Below are 18,964 nucleotides of genomic sequence, written 5' to 3'. Positions count from 1 at the left end.
GCCGGGCCGGGAGGGCGGCGCGGGGGCCCGGGGGCCGGGCGGGGGCGGGCCGCGCCCGGGGCGCGGGGGGCCCGCGCGCGCGCCCCCCCCCCCCCGCCCCCCCAGCGCCGGTCGCCGCATCGTCCGAGGTACACCCGCGCCGTTCTGCCGCCGGCGAAAAACCGGCCCGCCCGGGCTCGACGCTCACTACAGTCCGGTCCCATGACGACGGTTACCACGCGCACGGTCGAGTACCCGGCCGACGGCCTCACGATGATCGGGCACCTCGCGCTCCCGGCCGGTACCGGCCGCCGACCCGCGGTCCTAGTCGGGCCCGAGGGGCCGGGGCTGAACGACTTCCAGCGCCGCCGGGCCGACGCCCTCGCCGAACTCGGCTACGTGGCAATGGCCTTCGACATCAACGGCGGGCGCTGGTTCACCGACCCGCAGGAGATGCTGACGCGCATCACTCCCCTGCTCGCCGACCCCGACCGGATGCGCGGCATCGGCCACGCGGCGCTCGACGTGCTGCGCGCCGAACCGCGGACCGACCCCGACCGGATCGCCGCCATCGGCTACGGCACCGGCGGCGCGATCGCCCTGGAACTCGGGCGCGACGGCGTCGACCTGCGCGCGATCGGCACGGTCAACGCCCTGACCACGGGCCGACCGGGCGAGGCGGCGCGCATCCGCTGCCCCGTCTGGGCCGGGGTCGGATCGGAGGACCCGATCATGCCGCCCGCGCAACGGGACGCGTTCGCCGCCGAGATGCAGGCCGCGGGCGTCGACTGGCGCCTCGTGGTCTACGGCGGCGCGCTGCACGCCTTCCACCACCCGACGGTCGGCCACGCCGTGCTCCCCGGCGTCGGCCACCACCCCCGGCACGCTCAGCGCGCCTGGCACGACATCGTCGCCCTGCTCACCGAGTGCCTGCCCGTAACGGATTGACATCCTCCCCGCCCTAAAGGACGGGGATTCCTAGCTCACTTCGCCTGGCCGTCAGCGACGGGCAGGGCTTACAAGATCAGCACTAGCCGGGTCGAGACCAGCCCGGACGAGCATCACCCGGGCGGAGTTCTTGTCCCTGGGAGAGGAGACTCCGCACGCGGTGCACGTATACGTTCTCTCGGAAAGCGGAAGGCGGTGCTTGGCTCTCGCACCGCAGTGCGCGCAGTCCATGGTGGTGTGCGCAGGGTCGACCAGGTGCACGGACCTGCCGTGCTTGCGGCCCATCTCGATCAGGGCGCGCTTGGTCGCCCCGATCGCGGCGTCGGCGGCCTTCCTGGCCATGGTGGTCCTGGCGAGGAACTTCGGCCGGAAGTCCTCGACGGCTATCGCGTCGTGGTCGCGGACGACCTGCTTGGCCCACTTGCGGCCGGTGTCCTGCCGCTGCCGGGCGACCTTCCTGGAGACCTTCGCGGCCTGCCGCCGGGCCTCGCGGTAGCCCTTCGTCTGCGCCTTCCCCTTCGGGGCCCGGCGGCGCGCCATCTGCCGCTGGTACTTCGCCAGACGCTGGGCGGCCGTCCTGCCGTGCTCCGCGTGCGGGAGGTCATGCGCGTCGGACGTGGTGGTGGCGGTCTCCCTCACGCCCCAGTCGATCCCGATGACCGCACCGGTCTGCGGCAGCGGCCGGACCTCGGCGGCCACGACGAACGAGGCGTACCAGTGCCCGAGCGCGTCCTGGTACACGCGCACACTCGACGGGACACACGGCAGGTCACGCGACCACACCACCGTCAGCACGATGCCGCCCGCGAGGTGCAGCCGGCCCTCCTTGAGCCGGAACCCGCGCTGCGTGTAGTTCAGCGACGGCCGGGAGTCCTTGAGTCTCTTGTGCCGGGGCATCCCGGCGCGCTGCTTGACCGGCAGCTTCGCCTTGACGTCCTTGAGCGCCTTGGCGCGGGACCTGGCGAAGTCGCGGATGGTCTGCTGCTGCGGAACGGACGCGCCCTCGCGCAGCCAGCTCATCGACTGCCGGGCCCCGGTCAGCATCTTGTCGAGCTGTGCGGGGCCGCACGTGGTCTTCTCCGCGGCGGTCGCCTTGTTGTGCTTGTGGACCTTGCGGGACATCGCCACGGATTCGTTCCACACCCAGCGGCACTTCCCCCACTCCGCTTCGAGCAGTGCGAGGGCGGTGGCCGACACACGGAGCCGGTAGGTGTACCGGGCGTACCCGGCCTCACCGACCGTCACCGTCGTCGTCATCATGAGCCGCAACCTAACAGCCCCCACCGACAACAGAAGAAAACGCAGGTCAGAACAGATACGCAGAGAACTCCGCCGCTTCACGACTCCGGGCCGAGGACCCATTCCTCCCCGGCCTGAAGGCCGGAGCCTCCTGGGAGAAATCAGGTGACCTGGCCGTACCGAAGTGACCCGGTCGGCGGACCCGACCTGCCCGGCGAGTCAGACGTCGGCTTCTGCGATCTGACGCACCAGGTGATCGCCCTCGAACCAGCGGCTCAACAGCTGGTGAACCGGGTCCGGACTCCCCGCCTGGTCTCCACGGCCCCAGCCCCAGCCGGCTCCCTGGGCGGGCGGCGTGCCGCCGGTCATCGCGGCCAAGCGGATCAGCGCCGTCTCGGTAGCGCCCGCGTCCTCCTTCCCGAGGGCCCACATGAACACCTGCGGATCCGCGGCAGCCGCCAGGACCGGGGAGAGCCCGCAGCCGGCCGAGTACCACAGGGTGTTTCCACGGCGACGCGCGTCCCGGAACTGCTCGGTCCACGTCCTCTCGTTTCTCGTTCGCCTGGCCACGTTGCCCGACCTGCCGATGTACAGCACCGGATGACCGACTGCCCCTACGTCCACCCAGACATAGATGCCCGATCCGGTCACCTCGTCCGGGCTCTCCGGCCCGATCGCCGCACGTATCGTGCCGATGTCCATGCACCCCTCCCAGGTCTCACGAAGGACGCCGACTGTACTGATCGGCCCCGGCGCACCGACAGCCGGGGCCGACCGACATCCCCTGGCCGACCTGTCCCGCCCACGGCGGCCACCTCGACGGGGCACCGCTGTTGCCTGCGCCCACGACCGTGACCCGCACGAACTCGACTCGACCGGCTCGACGGTTCGGGTCAGCCGGCCCGGAGCAGGGTGCGCAGCTCGGCGGTGTCGATGATGTGGGCCCGCGAGGGGAGGACCTTCTGCAGCAGGGCGTCGTGGACTTCGGTGTCCGGGTCGGCGACGCCGTCGGACAGGACGTAGAGCCGGTAGTCGCGGTCGGCCGCGTCGAGGACGGTGGACAGGACGACACCGCTGGTACTGACGCCGGAGACGACCAGGGTGGTGATGCCGCGCTCGCGCAGCTGCTGGTCGAGGTCGGTGGTGGACATGCCGCCGAAGCGGGTCTTGCGCACGACGAGGTCGCCGTCCCGGGGGGCCAGGCGCTCGTGGACGGCCGTGGCAGGGTCCTCGTGGTGCATGACGCGGTGTCGGGCCAGCGGGGCGAAGGACTTGTTGGTCGCCGGGATCGCGTCCCAGTCGGCCTCGGTGAAGCCGACGCGTACGTAGGCGACGGTGCCGCCGCTTGTGCGGACATCGGCGATGGCCGCTTCCACACGGTCGAGCAGGGCTTCCCGGCCTCCGCCCTCGGGCAGAGCGGCCAGGATCGCGGGCTGGCAGTCCAGGACGAGCAGAGCGGTGTGCTCGGGGTCAAGTGCGGGGGCGGTACTCACGCGAGTGTTCTCCTTGCTTGGCGGCACCCGGTCGGTGCGGGGACACGATTCGGCGGACCGACAGCCACTCCCCCCACACAACCGATCGGCGATCAGAAGCATCAAAGCGCGCCTCATCCCCGGGGATCAAACAACCTCAGGACCATCAACCCACAACCATCAGTTGTACCTATAGAGTGCCGCCATGGACCTCGACACCGTTCGGACCTTCGTCGCCGCCGCCGACGCGGGGCAGTTCCAGGAGGCCGCCGCCGAGCTGGCCGTCACCCAGCAGGCCGTCTCCAAGCGCATCGCCGCGCTGGAGCGCAACCTCGGCGTGCGGTTGTTCACCCGCACCGCGCGCGGGGCCGAGCTCACCATCGACGGGCAGGCGTTCCTGCCCCACGCGCGCGAGCTGCTGCGCGCCGCCGAGCGCGCGGTCGAGTCCGTGCGCCCGGGCCGGCGTCCGCTGCGCGTCGACGTGATCAACTCGCGCGGCGCGGCGTCGGGCCTGATGCGCGGCTTCCACCGCGCGCATCCCGAGATCGACCTCGACGTGATGATGCTGTTCGAGATCGAGACGGCCGTCACCGCCATCCGCTCCGGTGCGATCGACGCATCCTTCCGCGCCGTCGTCGCGCCCGGCCGGCCCCTTCCCGAGGACATCGAGTCCGTCCGGGTGATCGACGAACCGCTCCAGCTCCTCACCGGTCCCGCCCACGCCCTGGCGGGTGCCCGGTCGGTGACCGTCGCCCAGCTCGCCGGGCACCGGATCTGGATGCCCGGCATCGTCCCCGGTACCGAGTGGGGCGCCTACTACGACGACCTCGTCGCCGAGTTCGGCCTCACCATCGAGGCGACCGGCCCCAACTTCGGCTCCGACGCGCTCCTCGACACCATCGCCGACACCCCGGCCCTGGCCACCTTCATGGGCGAGCACACCCGCCTCGCCTGGCCCGCCGACCACGGCCTGCGCCGCATCCCGGTGACCAGCCCGACGCCCGTCTACCCCCATTCACTCCTCTGGCACCGCGACAACCCCCACCCGGCCCTCGCCACCCTCCGCACCCACCTCGCCGCCACCACGACCGGCCACGACGCCGCCGACACCTGGACACCGGACTGGGTTCTTCCGCGCTGAACGCCACCGCAGTTGGTTCCCGCATGCGGGAACGTTGGTTCCCGCATCCGGCGCCGGGCGGTGCGGTGGCCGCTCGGGAGCGGGCACCGCACCGCCCGACGCCGGGGGGCTGTGGGCCGAGGGCCGTGGGTCAGCGCACGGTCACGGTGAACACGGGGGAGGCGACGTCTCCGCTGACGATGCGCAGCTCGTTCAGGCCCTTGATGCCGAGCTTCACGCCGAGCGAGTAGGAACCGTTGTGGTTGGTGGGGACGGAGGCTGGCAGGGTGACCCACTTGCCGTGCTGCTTCTGCTGCAGGGTCACCTTGGTGCCCGCCTTGAGGCCGGTGGTGGTGCCGTTGACCCGGAACAGCTGCCAGGCCTGGACGGACGTGACGGACGGCTTGGCGGTGATGCCGGCCTGCGCGGCGGCCTGCTGCGCCGTCGCCTGCTGCGTGGTGGAGGTGGGGTAGGCGGCCGGGGCGGCCGCCATGGCGGCGGTGCCCGCCAGCCCGAGGGAGAGCACGGTGACGGTGGTCACGGCGGCCAGGCGCAGGGAGTTCCGCTTGGAGACGATCACGGGTGCCCCTTTCAAGGGGAGGTGATTGCTCGGCCCGAAGAGCACGGTCGGCGCGATTCGGGCTCTGTCATCTGTAGGGACGCCGCGCTCCACACTTCGGTTGTGAGCGGATCGTCACCGCCTTGTAACAGTCGGCAATGCCTCGGAGTTCCCAACACCCGCGCACACGAGCGGAATTGGCGCTTCCTCTCCTGCGAACGCGACGGCCCCCTCGACGACCCGGGAAGGCACGGTACGTCCGCTGGGTACCGGGCGGTCGCCGCCTGCAACTTCGAGGATCGGCTGCCCGGCCTGCCGCTGCCGCGCGCCGCCGACGGCCGCCTGGTGCTCGCGGTGAACGTCTCGCCGTGGCTGAGGCCGGACGCCGCCACCTGCCCGGACCGCTCGTTCTGCCGCACCTACGGGCGCGGCGACGCGAAGCACCAGGTGATCCCCGGCTGGCCCTACTCGTTCGTCGTCGTGCTGGAGACCGGCCGCACGTCGTGGACGGCGATCCTGGACGCGGTGCGGTTGACGCCCGGCGCCGACCTGGCTGCCGTTACCGCCCAACTCCGGTATGTGTTCGGCCGGTTGATCCAGGCCGGGCAGTGGAAAGCAGGTAATCCGGAGGTCCTGGTGGTGACGGACACCGGCTACGACGCCCCGCGCATCGCCCACCTGCTCGCCGATCTGCCGGCGCAGGTCCTCGACCGGCTCCGCTCGGACCGGGTGATGCGCCGCCCGGCACCCAGCCGCGCGGAGTTCGCGGCGGCGAACCCGGCCAGCGGCCGACCGCCCAAGCACGGCGGCGAGTTCGTCTTCGGCGACCCCGCCACCTGAGACAAGGAGCAGGCGGTCACCACCACCGCGACCCGCCGCTACGGCACTGCCGTCACCCAAGCCTGGGACCGGCTCCACCCCAGGCTGACCCGCCGGACGGCTTGGCTGGAGCACGACGGACCGCCGCCGGTCATCGAGGGCACCGTCATCTGGCTGGCCGTCGAGAAACTGCCCAGCGGCGGGGTGAACCGACCGGTCTGGCTCTGGTGGTCGCGCACCGGCGCCAACACCGAGGACGTGGACCGCTGCTGGCAGGCGTTCCTCCCTCGCTTCGACCCCGCCTGCTCAAGCAGACCCTCAACTGGACCCGGCCCCGACTGCGGGACTCGGCGGCGGCCGACCGCTGGACTTGGGTGGTGATCGCCGCACCTACCCAGCTCCGCCTCGCCCGTCCGCTCGTCGCCGACCTCCGCCACCCCTGGGAGCGGCCGATGGAACCGAACAAGCTCATCCCCGCCCGCATCCGGCGCGGGTTCCGAAACCTCCACACGAAGGCCCTCTCACCAGCGCGTGCGCCGAAACCCACCCGCCCCGGAACAGGCCGGCCACCCGGCTCGAAGAACCAGCGGCCCGCTGCCCGCCACGAGGTGGGCAGAGTCCTGGCCACCGACGAGGCGTACGCCCGGCCCACCCACCACAAGAAGGGCACCAAACCGAGAAGGACCGCTACGGAGAGCTGAACGCACTGCTCAGTGCACCAGAACAGGTGTCTCCGCAAGAACGCCGACGCCGCGTACTCGCATCGCTGCGGTCAGAGCGAGCGGACTGATGCCCAGGGCCGAGGCGATCTCGGGGGCCATGTCGAACGCCCGCCACTTCCACTTCTCCTCGGCATCATCGCTGCGCGCGTTCTTGTCCCAGGCGGGTGGCAGGCCCAACCGTTCCCGCTCGGCCTGCTCCTGCACAAGCGGCTCCCCCAGCGTGAGGAGTCCGTCGTCGACCTCGCCGGTCTCGCAGTACCGCCGGACCACAGCCCCGTGCTCCGCGATCAGCCAGGCCGAGCCGTCGTTCTGTGTACCGAAGTAGTACGCCTGCGCCGCTCCGTAGCGGGTACTGAGGTTGACACACAGACGTAGGACCTCGTCGCTTCTGTCGCTGTTGCACGGATCGCACCACGGGCCGATCACCAGAGTCCATCCCTCAATCTCAGGACTCACGTACACCCGGGCCATTTCATCCGGATTGTCTTCAGCCTCTCCGTGTCCGTCCTCGTCGATGACAGCCTCAGCCTCGGCGAACGTCACGGGTACGGGTCGGGTAAGGCCCAGGGACGCAATGACTCCTGTTTGGTCCCCGGTCGGCACGGCGATCCAGTAGAGCCAGCACGTCGACAGCGGCCTTGGCTGGTCGTTTTTCGCGATTTTCACGACCACAGCCTGCCACTGCGGGGCCCGCCTATTCGAAGCCGAATGTTAAACGACAAGCTCAGTGACGGTCGCTGAGACTGGCGACCACGGCGGCCAGTCGGTCCATGGCATGCGCCACACCGAGCCCGTCCATGTAGTCGCGGACGTGCACGATCCGGCCGTTGCGGACCCGGATCACCAGGAGGCCGGGAATGCTGAAGGTCTGGCCGGTTGTGGTCACGGTCCCGGTGACGACCTGCTCGACGGTGATCACCTCGGGGTCAGTGCTCTCGTGCACGGCGACTTCGCGGATCTCCTGCGGTTGCGCCGGGCTGGCGCCCCAGGCCGCCCGGTAGCCCGCACGGACCTCGTCGCGACCCTGGTAACACGCGGGCATGCCGGGGAAGAGGAACGGAAACTCGTGGACGGCGTCGACGGTGTAAAGATCGGCCAGGTCGTCCGCTGACTTGTCGAGCATCGCCCGCTGGTAGCGGGCCAGAACCTCACGAGGGCCAGGGCTGGCGGGGGTGGTGTCCGGCATGGCGCTTGGGCTCCGTTCGGTCAACGCGGGACTGAGCTCTGTCGATCGATGGGCCGGGAGTTCGGGCGCACGGATGCGACGAAGGCCCCCAAGACCCGGCTGTGACACCCGACTTGGAGACCCGCTTGACCGCACTCTACGTGAAGATCGACGCCGAGATCGGAGGAACGCGACGGATGGGACGACCGCCCCGGTCGAGCGTGCCGTCGTCGTGCTGGAGTGCGCGGTGCATGGACGCACCGTCCACAGCGAGCAGCCCTACGACAACCACCAGTGGCCTGATGAACGTCAATGCGGAGGCCACGGCCGCGCTGGCCCGCCCCTACCGACACCGCGCCAGCCACGTCGCGATCTCGTCCACCACCGCCGGCTCCACGTGCCCCGGTCGCGCGTACTCGGCCGGGGTGGCACGGCCACTGCCGGGGAGGAAGAGGTGGTTGGCGTCCTGGTGGATCCTGATCGCCACCTCGGGCCGGTCCGCCAGGGCGTCCTGCCAGCGCGTCAGGTCGTCGGCGACGGTGACCTGGTAGTCCCGGCCGCCCTGGAGGATCAGCATCGGGCGGGCGAGTGCGGCCGCCGTGGCCACCGGGTCGTACGCGCGCAGGTCGAGCCAGTAGGCGGCGGAGAGTCCGAACGGCAGCAGCTCCGACGGTGTGTCGGGCATGAGTTCGGGGCCGGCCACCAGCGCGGCCTGTCGGGCCAGCGCCGCCACCGCATCGTCGATGTCCGGGCCGGGGGCGAGCGCCGCGAGGTGGCGGGCCACCCGGACGGCCGCCTCGTGCATCGGCTGGGCGTCCGCGGCGAGCAGCACCAGTCCCGCGATCGACGGGTCTGCGGCGGCGATTCGGGGCGCCACCTTGCCGCCCATGCTGTGGCCGAGCAGGTGGATCCGGTCCGCGGCCACCCCGGGCTGTCGCCGGAGCAGTTGGACGGCGGCGAGCGCGGGCGGCAGGTACTCGTCGGCCATGGTGAAGTCCGAGGGCAGGCGGTCCGGGTGCGCGAAGGTGGCCTTGTCGAAGCGCAGCACGGCCACCTGTCGGCTCGCGAGGCCCCAGGCGAGGTCCCTGAGCGGCTTGTTGGGGCCGCTGCTCTCGTCCCGGTCGAACGCGCCGCCGCCGCTGAGCAGCACGACGGCGGGCCACGGTCCGGGGCCGGCGGGCAGGCTCAGCGTGCCGGGTACGGCGAGCGGACCGGTGCCGAGCCGGACTTCCCGTTCGGTGAACCGGGCCTGGTCCGCGTAGGGCGGCGGCTGCCATTCGGCGCCGTCGTCCTGGGCGAGCCGCAGACCGTGCAGCAGGCCGTCGGCGCCGACCGACGTGACCACGGTGAAGCTGCCGTCCGCGCAGGTCACCGGAATTCGGACGCGCACCGGGTCGGCTTCTCCGAGCCCGCTCACCGGCTCCCCGATCACTCTGGCCCCTCCCCGTCCCGCGGCCTCGGCCGCCCAGGCGAGCCGCAGCGCTTCGGCGGACACGGCAGCGCGCAGGGGCGGCGCGAACAGTTCCGCGGTCTCGGCGAAACTCTCCGCGCGCAGTAGCGCGGCGAAGTCCCGGGTGAGCCGAGCCGGGGCTCGTGGCGAAAGCGCCGGTGCTGCCCAGTCGGTACTGTCCGGCCGCAATTCGGTAGCGGACCGAGCGGCGCTTCGGGCAGGCTCGCGTGCATGGTCTCGGTGTTGCAGAACGTGGCGATCGACTGTGTAGATGCCTACGGGCTGGCTCGGTTCTGGAGTGAGGTGCTCGGTCATCCGCTGCACCCGGAGGACGGCCCGGGTGATCCGGAGACTGCGGTGATGCTGCCGGAGGGCCAGCTGTTGTACTTCCACCAGGTGCCGGAACCGAAGACGATCAAGAACAGGGTCCACCTGTGCCTGCGTCCGGAGACCACGCGCGAGGAGGAGGTCGAGCGGCTGCTGAACCTCGGGGCCACTCTCGTCGACGACCGCCGGGAACCCGATGGTGCGGGCTGGGCCGTCCTCGCGGACCCTGAGGGCAATGAATTCTGTGTTCTCCGCAGTGCGGCCGACCGCGCGGCGATGTCTTCCTGCGGCTCACCCGCGCAACGGCCGGCTGCCCCGCAGTAGCTGGTCACAGCCGTTCGTTGACGGCCGGGACGACGTGGTGGTCTCCGAGCAGTGACGCAGTTCTCACGTCCGGTTCAGTGCAGCGTGGCGGCGAGCGGTCGGACGGCTTCCAGCACGTGGCGGCGGAGCCACCGGGACGCGGGATCGTCGTCGAGTCGGCGGTGCCAGCGCAGTTCGATGTCGGCCGCCGGCATCTCCAGCGGCACCTTGTACCACCGGAGGGGCACCTGTCGTTGGACGAGGTGCTCTGCCACCACCCGGGGGCCGAGGCAGATGACGTCCCCCTCCAGCACCATCAGGGCCGCCACGGCGAAGGAGGGGACCACGGCGACGACGTGCCGGGAGCGGCCCAGGCGGTGAAGTGCCTCGTCCAGCGGCCCGTGCGCGAGGCCTCGGCGGGAGGCGGAGATGTGCGGGTGGGCGCACAGGTCGTCCACCGTCAGCCGTGCTGCCTGGCCCAGGGCGGAGTTCGCCGCCACCACGGCGACGAAGTGGTCGGAGAACAGCGTTCGCGCGCGCACGTCCGGAGGGGGCGGGTCGGCGACGCCGATGTCGAGGTCGAGCGAGCCGTCGCGTAGCCGGTCGGGTTCCTTGGAGTCCTGGGCGACGAACCGCAGGCGGACCTCGGGTGCCTCGGCGGCGATCCGGTGCGTGAGGCGGGGTGCGAGCACGGGGCTGAGTCCGTCGTTGACCCGGATGGCGAAGGTGCGCCGCCACGATCGCGGGTCGCTTCCCGCAGCATCCACCCGGAGTTCGGCCGCGGCCTCCAGCAGCGCCTTGACCCTGGCGGCCGACCGCTGGGCGAACGGGGTGGGTACGAGGCCCCGGCCGGCGCGCACCAGGATCTGGTCGTTCATCGCCCGTCGCAGCCGGCCCAGGGCCCTGCTGGTGGCCGGAATGGACAGGTGAAGGCGCGTCGCGGCCGCGGACACGCTGCCGGTGTCCATCAACGCCTCGAACACGCGTAAGAGGTTGAGGTCCAACTGGTCGGCCACGGACGCCCCCTTCGTTTGCGTCTGACGCAAACTCCCTGTGCAAAGCATGCATTAGACATCGTGTCAGGGGCGTTCGAAACTGACGTCGTGGCCACCACACCCTCCGTCCCATCCACGAGGAGCTGCGGACATGCCGAACACCAGGCACCCTGAGAACCGGACGCCGTCCCCTAGTGAATCCGCCGAAGCCACCGAATCCGCCGAAATCGCCGAAATCGCCGTAGTCGGCTGCGGGCCGGTCGGCATGACGCTCGCGGCCCTGCTGGGCAAGGCCGGGCACTCGGTCGTGGTGCTCGAACGCTACCCCGGCCTGTACGGCCTCCCCCGGGCCGCCAGCTTCGACGGTGAGATCATGCGCGCGCTGCAAGGGCTCGGACTCGTCGACGAACTGGCGCCCACCCTGCGCACACAGGACGCGTACGAGTGGCGCAACGGGGCGGGTGACCTCCTCATCCGGCAGGTGTTCCGCACCGTCGGCGCCAGCGGTTGGGCCGACCTCTACAAGTTCCACCAGCCCGACCTGGAGACGGCGCTGCACTCGTTGTGCACCTCGATGCCGAACGTCGACCTCCGTTTCGGCACCACGGTCACCGGCCTGTCCCAAGGCCGTGACCAGGTCACCCTGAACACGTCGGACGGTGCGACCTTCGCGGCGCGCTACGTGATCGGCTGCGACGGCGGGAACAGCTTCGTGCGGAACGCCCTCGGCGTCGAGCAGGACGACCTCGGCTTCTCCGAACCCTGGCTGGTCTGCGACTTCACCCTGCGGCGCCCTGCGGCCGAGCTGGGGCTGCCGTCGATGCTGCAGATCGGCGATCCCGAGGGGCCCACCACCGTCATCACCACCGGTGCCGAACGCCAACGCTTCTGCTTCCTGCTCGACGATGGCGACGACCTCGAGCGGGAACGTGCGGCGGACGGGGTGTGGTCCCGCGTGGGCCGCTACCTGTCCCGCGACGACGCCGACATCGCCCGCACCGCCACCTACACCTTCCAGTCGCTGATCGCGAGGCGCTGGCGGGACGGCCGGGTCCTGCTCGCGGGCGACGCCGCACACCAGATGCCGCCCTTCCTGGGGCAAGGACTCTGCTCGGGGATACGGGACGCACTCAACATCGCCTTCAAGCTGGATCTCGTGCTGCGCGGAGTCCGGGGCGCCGAGGTGCTCGACACCTACCAGAGCGAGCGGGAGCCGCACGTGCGCGGCGTGACGGCCACGAGCATGGAACTCGGCCGCCAGCACACCCTGCGGGACCCGGTGCTCGCCCGCGAGCGCGACCGCACGCTGATGGCCCACCGACGCGCGCTCCGGGAGCCGGACCGGATCCGGCTGCCCGACCTCGGTCCCGGCCTGTTCGCCTCCGGCGGAGGCCGACTGTCGGTCCAGGGCCGGGTGAGCGACGGCCGGCGGACGGGCCTGCTCGACGACATCGTCGGCGGAGATGGCTTCCGGCTGCTGGTCGCCGAGCAGGCCCTTCCCCTCCTGAACCGGGCCCCGCTCAGCGATTTGGGCGTCACGGTCGTCGGCTTCGGCCCCACCCCCACAGGCCCCACCGCCACAGGAGCCGCTGCCCTAGGAGCTGCCGGAACCGTCGTCGCCGACCCGGACGGCACCCACCGTCGCTGGTTGTCCGACCTCGGCGCCACCGCTGCCGCCGTGCGCCCCGACAACTACGTCTACGCGGCCGGGCCGGACGCGGTCACGGTGGCGAACCAGCTACTGGCCCTCCTCACCCCCGGCACCTGAGCCCGGAACCGGCTCAGCCGGCCCCCGCCGCCGTGCTCCGCGCCCGGAACCGCGCCCAAGCCCACGAACCCGCGCCCACCAGCAGGGCCGCCCCCAGCGCGTACACCGGCAGCCAACGCGTCGTCGCCGCCGCCAGGCAGACGTCGACGGCCTGGCGGCCCTGCTCCCGCTGCACGTACCCCAACGCGTCACCGGCACGCCCGGCCAGGTCCCCCAGCGCGGCCTGCGTCCGCAGGACCTCGTAGCGGCCGGCCTCGACGCACCCGCTCCGGGTCCCCGGCATGGGGAACAGCCAGTCCCAGCGCTGAAGTGCCGGAGCCAGTGCCAGCGCCACGCACAGCCCCACGACCAGCGAGTACGCCACCAGGCTCCGGCCGTAGGCCGCCCGTCGACCCGGCGCCGGCAGCGGCGCACGGCCGAACGACAGGACCACCGCGAGCAGCGTCACTCCGAGATAGGTGGAGAACCACTGCCATGACCCCTGCGCGAGCGAGAACGCCAGCACCACGCCGAGCGCCGTCCCCAGCACACCGGCATCACCGGTCGTCCGTCCCCCGCCCGCGCCCATGGACACGGGGCCGCGGTCACCTCCAGGGCTGTGCCCACTCACAGGCTCTCCTCGTCCGCCAACGGGGCACCAGCCTCCCGCCACCGCCTACCGCCACGGCTTGTCACCACATCGGTGAGCCCTCGGACGCCACCCGCCCAGCCCAGCCCGGGCCTACGGACGGGTCAGTGCCCTCACCGCTCCCAGTAGTCGACGTCGGGCAGTCGTATCCAGCTGTCGGCGGGGCCGGTGACGGCGCGGGCGTCGGTGGGGCGCAGGCCCGCGAAGGCGCAGGCCTGGGCGACGGCGTGGTGGTGGTAGAGGTAGCCGGTCAGGACCTCGTCAGGGGTGTGGTTCGGGAGGGGGGCGCCACCGGGGTGGAGGTCCCAGGCTTCGACGGTGCCGTCGCGGACGATGCTGCCCTGGTTGCCGCTGTTCCAGGTCACACCGTCCCAGCCCGTCATCGCGGCCCCCGTTCGTTCGTCGTCAGCGCGGCTCTCCGCGAGCGCCACCCGTCCACACACGATGGCATACCGGTCTGACAGTCGCTGTCCGGTGCCTTCGGTAGCTGCTGGCGCCGTGCCCTCGGTGACCGCCACCCGTCACCGGACAGCGCCGCAGGGCTCTCCCCCGGCTGCCCGACCGTCGTGCTCCGGAACCGCAGGACCGCAGGACTGTGCCGGGAGCCCGACGCCTTCCAGATGCCGGCTGACCGGTCGTCGCCCGAGGTCAGCGGTACCAGGTGCGGACGGCGGCCGCCGTCTCACGGACGTCCGCGTCACCGGCGCGGATGCGGGCGGCCAGGTCGGCGGCCTGCTTGGGCTCCGCGGTGACGATGACCCCGGAGGCGCTGAGGTAGGAGGCGGCCACGACGGCGGCGAAGTGCTCGTTGGCGAACTCCAGGGCCGGGACGCGGATCAGCTGGTGCATGAGAGCGGCGGCCCGCTGGTGCACCTCGCCGTACACCGGCACGTCCATGACCTCGTCGAGGTGACGGGCAACCGCGGCGGCGAGGGTGCCGTAGTCGGTGATGTCCGGATCGGCGGGCAGGAACTGGTGGGCGATGTCAAGCAGCCACGCCCGGTCTATCCGGAGGATCACGCGGCGTCCGCCGCGGCGCCGCGAGTGCTCTGCGGGTAGGGCCCGAACTCGGCCTCGAAGGCCGGCGCCCACGTCGGCGCGAAGTGCGCCGCGGCTGTCAGGAACCGTTCGCGCCGCTCGTCCGCCTCCTCGGCCAACACCTTGCGCGCATAGTCCGTCAGGCTCAGCCCGGCTGCCTCCGCCCGCTGCTCCAGCGCCTCGTGCACGGCGTCGTCGAGTCGCACGTTCAGCTGCTTCATAACGGCGAATCGTAGTTCGGGGTACACCCCGCTACAAGCTTGAGAACGGCGTGTCGGGCAACACGGACCACCCCGGCGGGCTCCGGCACGTCCTGAGCGAACAACTCGGCCGACGGCCGACGGAGCCTCGGCCCGTTGCTTTCTCGACCAAGTCGGAGTCTCGGTCGCTTGGGTCGCTTCAGTAGCTGCCCTGCCGAGCCACGTCCTGGAGCTACGGGCTCTCCGCCGGGCTCGGGCCTCCAGCGACTGACCCGGATCCGGTGCCACAAAAAGGCCGTACGTACCGGGACAGCAGGGCAACGACACTGTCCTCGGAGGGCAGCGGCGACCGAAGCGACTCAGCGACTCAGTGCTGGAAGTGTTCAGGCACTGATCGCTCCTGCGGACATAGTCCCAGGTCACAGCAGCGAAGCGACTCTCCAGGCCCTGCGGCGGAGCTACTGAAGCGACCCAAGCGACCCAAGTCGGGGACTTGCACGAGAACCTGGTCCGGCGACACGCCGGGGGACAGTGCCCGAGAGACTCAGTCGCTTTCAGTCGCTGAGGTTCAGTCGCTGGGAAAAACCCCAGGTCAGGGCAGGTTCACCCACCCGGTCAGCGACCGAAGCGACTCAAGGTCAGGTATATGAAGACATTCCCCTGTGCGTGTGCGCGTTATAGACCCGGGCTACAGTCGCTTCAGTCGCTGTTTGCTGTTAAAACCGGCTTTGACCTGCGAAAATGCCGGAAGACCGAAACCAGCGACTGAACGGGGTCAGTCGCTGGCCCGGGTTTCGGTAGCTGAGTTTCGCCGCTGACTCCGGCAGTTCGCGTTCCCACGTCCTCGCTCGGATAGTCTGTGTGAGCTATCTTCTGGACTTCGGTCGCTTCAGTCGCTGATCCGGCGCCCACCAGTGCCCTGACCTGGCTATTTGCCTTCAGCGACTGAACGAGCGACTCAAGTCCGAGCAGCTACCAACCATGGGGAGAGGGACCAGCGTGACGGCGCCTAAGGCCGTGGGGAGCGACCGAGCGTTTCGCCAGCCGGATGCGCTGGCCGTCGCGCGCTGGTGCGCCGTCCAGGGTTGGCCCGTCCACCCGCTCGCACCAGGCCGTAAGACCCCGCCCGCCAACTGCCAGCCCTGCCAGGAGCCGGCTCACAGTCCCGCCGACTGCCCGTGCCCTGCGGCTGGTCGCTGGTGCCACGGCTTTCACGCGGCCACTCTCGACCAGGACATCCTCACCGCCTGGTGGCGCGTCAACCCGGACTTCGGTACCGGGGTCGCCTGTGGCCCGGCGGGTCTCGTCGTCATCGACGTCGACAGCCACCCCAGCACCGTCCCCGCCCGGGACCGGATCCTGCCTGGCATCCCGATCCACGAGAACGTCAACCTCGACGGCCTTGAGAACGGCTACCACACCCTTGCTCTGCTCGCGGCCCTGCGCCAGGCTCCTGACCCGGCGGCCGACACGGAAACCCTGCGCGTGCGCACCCCCTCCGGTGGCCTGCACATCTGGTACCAGGAGGACGCCCCCCGCCGGTTCGCCTGTTCCACCGGCTCCTCCAACGGCCGGGCCCTGGCCTGGCAGGTCGACGTGCGCGCCCACGGCGGCTACATCGTCGCCCCCGGCACCGTGACCACCGCCGGTACCTACACCGCGCTCCCCGGGGCAAGGACCCCCGCGCCCCTGCCCCAGTGGCTCAGCGACGAACTGGTCCGCACCGGCCACCTCAAGGACCAGCCCAGCATCCAGCGCCCCGCCCAGCCGTCCGTCCCCGACCGTGGCCGCGCGGCCGTCGTCGCGGCGGGCGGCGGCAAGCGCGGGGCCGAGCGAGTCCTCGACACCGTCCTCCAGGACGTCACCGACTGTGCCACCACCCCCGAGGGGGCCGGTTTCACCGGCAAACTCAATCGCGCCGCCTACACGATGGGAGGCCTGGTCTCCGCCGGTCACCTGACCCACACCGCCGCCGAGCGGCTCCTGCTGGACGCGGCCCGCACGGCCCGCCCCAGCCAGGACAGGCAAAGCTCCGCCGTCATCCGCTCCGGCCTCGCCGCCGGCGCCCGACAGCCCCTGCACGTCGGGAAGGCACGCGGATGAACGACAGCACCCGCAAGAGGACGGTCTTCGATCCCGTGGCCACGGCCCAGCAGATCCTGGAGTACCCGCCGGTCCCCGGCCCAGCCTCCCCGCCCCCCTGGCACGGCACCCCCGTCCAGGAGAGCCTTCTCGACACCCCGTCCGCCGAACCCGCGCCGGCCCCCGAGCCTGTTCAGGAGACCAAGCAGGCCCCGGCCGGGCCGGAGGCGAGCGCGCACGGCCTCCTGCCCGACTCGCTGTCCGACCGGGGCAACGCCAAGCTCTTCGTCCACCTCTACGGAGGCGACTACCGCCACGTCCCCGGCCTCGGCTGGTACCGCTGGGCGGCGCATCGCTGGCAGCTCGACGAGGACGACACCGTCCTGTGGGCAGCCGGCGAGATGGCCGAGAGCATCGCCACCCACGACTCCCGCGGCGTCTACACCAACACCGATCTGCGTCGGCACCGCCGCCGGGCCCTCTCCACCTCGGGCATGAACGCCATGCTCGCCCAGGCCAAGTCCGCCCCGGGCATGGTCCTCAACGCCGCCCTGCTCGACGCCGACGCCTACGCCCTGTGCACCCCCGGCGGCGTGGTCGACCTGCGCACCGGCGCCATCGTCCCGCCCGACCCGAAGGTCCACCACCACTCCCGCTCCACCACCCTGGCCCCCGCCCGGATGCGGACCCCGCGCTGGGACCGCTTCCTCACCGACACCTTCGGCGACGACAAGGAAGGCCGGCAGACCCGGGACTTCCTCCACCTGCTGCTCGGCTACTCGATCAGCGGCGACGTCGGTGCCCAGGTCATGCCGTTCCTCTACGGCCAGGGCAAGAACGGCAAGAGCGTCCTGCTGGACGTCATGATCCAGCTCCTCGGCGACTACGCGGACGCCGCCCCGCCCGGCTTCCTGATGGCCAAGACCTTCGACGGGCACCCCACCGACCTCGCCGAACTCCACGGCCGGCGCATCATCGTCTGCTCCGAGCTCAAGCCCGGCGACCGCTTCGACGAGGCCCGGGTCAAGCTCCTCACCGGCGGCGACAAGATCAAGGCCCGCCGGATGCGCCAGGACTTCTTCTCCTTCGAACCGACCCACAAGCTCTGGCTGCTCGGCAACCACCGCCCCGAGGTCGGCACCGGCGGCTTCGCCTTCTGGCGCCGCATGCGCCTGATCCCGTTCGAACGGGTCGTCCCCGAGGAACGTAAGATCGACAACCTGGCCCACGTCCTCGTCGCCGAGGAGGGCCCCGGCATCCTCGCCTGGCTCATCGACGGCGCCCGCCGCTACTTCGCCGGCGAGAAGGACCTCGCCGGCCCCCAGCGCGTCCAGGTCGCCACCACCGCCTACGCCGAGACCGAGGACCACGTCGGCCGCTTCCTCAAGGAGGCCTGCATCACAGGCGAGGGCATGCGTGCCGAACAGTCCCAGCTCTTCGGCGCGTACACCCGCTGGTGCGGATTCGAAGGCGCCAATCCCGTATCCGGTCGTGCGTTCGCTGCACGAGTTCGCGAGACACTGGGTATGACCTCCCCCAAGGAGATGGTCCTGTCCAACAGTCGCAAGTACTACCCGGGCATCGGCCTGATCACCGACGACACAGAGGAGCAGAACGCGTGAGCGCGCTGATCGACCCGGCCGAGCTCGCCCACGAAACCGATCTCGTCTGGCTTGAGGACACCACCGACCTCGACTACGTGCGCCAGTCCCTGGACCGTCTCACCACCCGTCGCGGCCGCCCCGCCTACCACCGCGACGGCCGCATGGTCGGCTACGCCATCCTCGGCCCCGACGCCAGATCCTCCCGGGCCTCCGGCACCTTCCGCCGCCGCGTCTTCTGGCTCCTGCCGCACGACCGCGACCAGGACCCAGAGGGCCTCTACTCCACCGGCGCCCCCTCCGAGGCCGTCGACCCGCGCACCGTCGCCCCCGGCGTCAAGGGGTACAAGACCGAGCGCTCCGAGGGTGGCCCGGCCTCGCCGGCGATGCTCGAACTGGGGATAACGCTTCCGAAGGCGTGACCGTATCGGGGGGGGGGGGGCCGCCCCCCCCCCCGCGTGGTTTTAATTCGCCGGCGGTGTTTGGACGGGGGCCCGCGGCTGGGGCTCGGGGGGGGGGGGGGGGGGGTCGGTGGACAATGAGCCCCGG

The 18,964-nt window shown here is 71.3% G+C and carries 19 protein-coding genes and 1 pseudogene; 8 read left to right on the top strand and 12 right to left on the bottom strand.

Features of this window, described 5'->3' with window-relative positions; translation table 11 throughout:
• Nucleotides 1-201: 201 nt before the first annotated feature.
• Nucleotides 202-927, top strand: a complete 726-nt coding sequence (locus tag ACFV6D_RS24020) for a dienelactone hydrolase family protein (RefSeq protein ID WP_380561076.1) — start codon at nucleotides 202-204, stop codon at nucleotides 925-927.
• Between the two features lie 51 nt (nucleotides 928-978).
• On the opposite strand, the gene ACFV6D_RS24015 is transcribed toward ACFV6D_RS24020, so the two are convergent.
• The 3 genes from ACFV6D_RS24015 to ACFV6D_RS24005 all read right to left on the bottom strand — a co-directional run bounded on the left by ACFV6D_RS24015 (nucleotide 979) and on the right by ACFV6D_RS24005 (nucleotide 3,659).
• The gene (locus tag ACFV6D_RS24015) at nucleotides 979-2,184 is read right to left on the bottom strand and encodes an RNA-guided endonuclease InsQ/TnpB family protein (RefSeq protein ID WP_380561093.1); all 1,206 of its coding nucleotides are present in this window, start codon (nucleotides 2,182-2,184) and stop codon (nucleotides 979-981) included.
• A gap of 201 nt (nucleotides 2,185-2,385) precedes the next feature.
• Nucleotides 2,386-2,868 carry a hypothetical protein gene (locus ACFV6D_RS24010; protein ID WP_380427078.1) on the bottom strand — a complete coding sequence of 161 codons (483 nt, stop codon included), beginning with the start codon at nucleotides 2,866-2,868 and terminating at the stop codon, nucleotides 2,386-2,388.
• Between the two features lie 191 nt (nucleotides 2,869-3,059).
• Nucleotides 3,060-3,659 carry a cysteine hydrolase gene (locus ACFV6D_RS24005; protein WP_380427080.1) on the bottom strand — a complete coding sequence of 200 codons (600 nt, stop codon included), beginning with the start codon at nucleotides 3,657-3,659 and terminating at the stop codon, nucleotides 3,060-3,062.
• A 184-nt stretch (nucleotides 3,660-3,843) separates the two neighbouring features.
• Here ACFV6D_RS24005 and ACFV6D_RS24000 point away from each other — a divergent pair, with 184 nt between their 5' ends.
• Nucleotides 3,844-4,779: a LysR family transcriptional regulator gene (locus ACFV6D_RS24000; RefSeq protein WP_380561075.1), complete on the top strand. Its 936-nt coding sequence runs from the start codon at nucleotides 3,844-3,846 to the stop codon at nucleotides 4,777-4,779.
• A gap of 130 nt (nucleotides 4,780-4,909) precedes the next feature.
• On the opposite strand, the gene ACFV6D_RS23995 is transcribed toward ACFV6D_RS24000, so the two are convergent.
• On the bottom strand, nucleotides 4,910-5,338 hold the full coding sequence (locus tag ACFV6D_RS23995; RefSeq protein ID WP_380338627.1) for a hypothetical protein: 429 nt from the start codon (nucleotides 5,336-5,338) through the stop codon (nucleotides 4,910-4,912).
• A gap of 282 nt (nucleotides 5,339-5,620) precedes the next feature.
• Here ACFV6D_RS23995 and ACFV6D_RS23990 point away from each other — a divergent pair.
• Nucleotides 5,621-6,837: pseudogene (locus ACFV6D_RS23990) on the top strand (transposase); the annotation flags it as partial.
• A 9-nt stretch (nucleotides 6,838-6,846) separates the two neighbouring features.
• Here ACFV6D_RS23990 and ACFV6D_RS23985 read toward each other — a convergent pair.
• The 3 genes from ACFV6D_RS23985 to ACFV6D_RS23975 form a co-directional block, all read right to left on the bottom strand.
• Complete coding sequence (locus ACFV6D_RS23985; RefSeq protein WP_380561074.1) at nucleotides 6,847-7,524, bottom strand: hypothetical protein; 678 nt, start codon at nucleotides 7,522-7,524, stop codon at nucleotides 6,847-6,849.
• Nucleotides 7,525-7,582: 58 nt separating this feature from the next.
• A complete protein-coding gene (locus ACFV6D_RS23980; protein ID WP_380561073.1) occupies nucleotides 7,583-8,044 on the bottom strand; it encodes a nuclear transport factor 2 family protein in 462 nt (153 codons plus the stop codon).
• Nucleotides 8,045-8,366: 322 nt separating this feature from the next.
• On the bottom strand, nucleotides 8,367-9,413 hold the full coding sequence (locus ACFV6D_RS23975; RefSeq protein WP_380561072.1) for an alpha/beta hydrolase family protein: 1,047 nt from the start codon (nucleotides 9,411-9,413) through the stop codon (nucleotides 8,367-8,369).
• A gap of 291 nt (nucleotides 9,414-9,704) precedes the next feature.
• Here ACFV6D_RS23975 and ACFV6D_RS23970 point away from each other — a divergent pair, with 291 nt between their 5' ends.
• Nucleotides 9,705-10,124: a VOC family protein gene (locus tag ACFV6D_RS23970; protein WP_380561071.1), complete on the top strand. Its 420-nt coding sequence runs from the start codon at nucleotides 9,705-9,707 to the stop codon at nucleotides 10,122-10,124.
• Between the two features lie 74 nt (nucleotides 10,125-10,198).
• Here the strand turns inward: ACFV6D_RS23970 and ACFV6D_RS23965 are convergent, their stop codons facing one another.
• Nucleotides 10,199-11,119 carry a LysR family transcriptional regulator gene (locus tag ACFV6D_RS23965; RefSeq protein ID WP_380561070.1) on the bottom strand — a complete coding sequence of 307 codons (921 nt, stop codon included), beginning with the start codon at nucleotides 11,117-11,119 and terminating at the stop codon, nucleotides 10,199-10,201.
• 130 nt (nucleotides 11,120-11,249) lie between these two features.
• Between ACFV6D_RS23965 and ACFV6D_RS23960 the strand changes: the two genes are divergently transcribed.
• Complete coding sequence (locus ACFV6D_RS23960; RefSeq protein ID WP_380561069.1) at nucleotides 11,250-12,866, top strand: bifunctional 3-(3-hydroxy-phenyl)propionate/3-hydroxycinnamic acid hydroxylase; 1,617 nt, start codon at nucleotides 11,250-11,252, stop codon at nucleotides 12,864-12,866.
• A 13-nt stretch (nucleotides 12,867-12,879) separates the two neighbouring features.
• Here ACFV6D_RS23960 and ACFV6D_RS23955 read toward each other — a convergent pair whose 3' ends face one another.
• From ACFV6D_RS23955 to ACFV6D_RS23940, 4 genes are all read right to left on the bottom strand, one after another.
• A complete protein-coding gene (locus tag ACFV6D_RS23955; protein ID WP_380561092.1) occupies nucleotides 12,880-13,434 on the bottom strand; it encodes a hypothetical protein in 555 nt (184 codons plus the stop codon).
• Between the two features lie 173 nt (nucleotides 13,435-13,607).
• Nucleotides 13,608-13,877, bottom strand: coding sequence for a hypothetical protein (locus ACFV6D_RS23950; RefSeq protein WP_380478870.1), 270 nt, complete (start codon nucleotides 13,875-13,877; stop codon nucleotides 13,608-13,610).
• 265 nt (nucleotides 13,878-14,142) lie between these two features.
• Nucleotides 14,143-14,514, bottom strand: a complete 372-nt coding sequence (locus ACFV6D_RS23945) for a fic family toxin-antitoxin system, toxin component (protein WP_380370958.1) — start codon at nucleotides 14,512-14,514, stop codon at nucleotides 14,143-14,145.
• Nucleotides 14,511-14,753 (bottom strand): plasmid mobilization protein, encoded by a 243-nt coding sequence (locus tag ACFV6D_RS23940; RefSeq protein WP_063352545.1) that lies wholly within the window; start codon nucleotides 14,751-14,753, stop codon nucleotides 14,511-14,513. The genes ACFV6D_RS23945 and ACFV6D_RS23940 overlap by 4 nt, the downstream gene beginning before the upstream one ends.
• A gap of 996 nt (nucleotides 14,754-15,749) precedes the next feature.
• On the opposite strand from ACFV6D_RS23940, the gene ACFV6D_RS23935 reads away from it, so the two are divergent.
• From ACFV6D_RS23935 to ACFV6D_RS23925, 3 genes are read left to right on the top strand one after another with little or no spacing between them, the layout of a single operon-like run.
• Entirely contained in the window at nucleotides 15,750-16,835 is a 1,086-nt protein-coding gene (locus tag ACFV6D_RS23935) for a bifunctional DNA primase/polymerase (RefSeq protein ID WP_380561068.1), read from the top strand.
• Nucleotides 16,832-18,436, top strand: a complete 1,605-nt coding sequence (locus ACFV6D_RS23930; RefSeq protein ID WP_380561067.1) for a phage/plasmid primase, P4 family — start codon at nucleotides 16,832-16,834, stop codon at nucleotides 18,434-18,436. The genes ACFV6D_RS23935 and ACFV6D_RS23930 overlap by 4 nt, the downstream gene beginning before the upstream one ends.
• Nucleotides 18,433-18,837, top strand: coding sequence for a DUF6009 family protein (locus ACFV6D_RS23925; RefSeq protein WP_063352543.1), 405 nt, complete (start codon nucleotides 18,433-18,435; stop codon nucleotides 18,835-18,837). Before ACFV6D_RS23930 ends, ACFV6D_RS23925 begins: the two co-directional genes overlap by 4 nt.
• The last annotated feature ends 127 nt before the right edge of the window (nucleotides 18,838-18,964 follow it).

The organism is Kitasatospora sp. NPDC059812 (genome assembly GCF_042732075.1).
Classification (GTDB): Bacteria; Actinomycetota; Actinomycetes; order Streptomycetales; family Streptomycetaceae; genus Kitasatospora.
The sequence above is the reverse complement of the archived record's forward strand: the minus strand, read 5'-3'. Positions and strand labels throughout refer to the sequence as shown.

Excerpts from the sequence above, each read along its gene's own strand:
- ACFV6D_RS24015 (WP_380561093.1), bottom strand. The coding sequence starts at position 2,184 with ATGACGACGACGGTGACGGTCGGTGAGGCCGGGTACGCCCGGTACACC.
- ACFV6D_RS23950 (WP_380478870.1), bottom strand. The coding sequence starts at position 13,877 with ATGACGGGCTGGGACGGTGTGACCTGGAACAGCGGCAACCAGGGCAGC.
- ACFV6D_RS24020 (WP_380561076.1), top strand. The coding sequence starts at position 202 with ATGACGACGGTTACCACGCGCACGGTCGAGTACCCGGCCGACGGCCTC.
- ACFV6D_RS23970 (WP_380561071.1), top strand. The coding sequence starts at position 9,705 with ATGGTCTCGGTGTTGCAGAACGTGGCGATCGACTGTGTAGATGCCTAC.
- ACFV6D_RS24010 (WP_380427078.1), bottom strand. The coding sequence starts at position 2,868 with ATGGACATCGGCACGATACGTGCGGCGATCGGGCCGGAGAGCCCGGAC.
- ACFV6D_RS23980 (WP_380561073.1), bottom strand. The coding sequence starts at position 8,044 with ATGCCGGACACCACCCCCGCCAGCCCTGGCCCTCGTGAGGTTCTGGCC.
- ACFV6D_RS23940 (WP_063352545.1), bottom strand. The coding sequence starts at position 14,753 with ATGAAGCAGCTGAACGTGCGACTCGACGACGCCGTGCACGAGGCGCTG.
- ACFV6D_RS24000 (WP_380561075.1), top strand. The coding sequence starts at position 3,844 with ATGGACCTCGACACCGTTCGGACCTTCGTCGCCGCCGCCGACGCGGGG.
- ACFV6D_RS23960 (WP_380561069.1), top strand. The coding sequence starts at position 11,250 with ATGCCGAACACCAGGCACCCTGAGAACCGGACGCCGTCCCCTAGTGAA.
- ACFV6D_RS23955 (WP_380561092.1), bottom strand. The coding sequence starts at position 13,434 with ATGGGCGCGGGCGGGGGACGGACGACCGGTGATGCCGGTGTGCTGGGG.
- ACFV6D_RS23930 (WP_380561067.1), top strand. The coding sequence starts at position 16,832 with ATGAACGACAGCACCCGCAAGAGGACGGTCTTCGATCCCGTGGCCACG.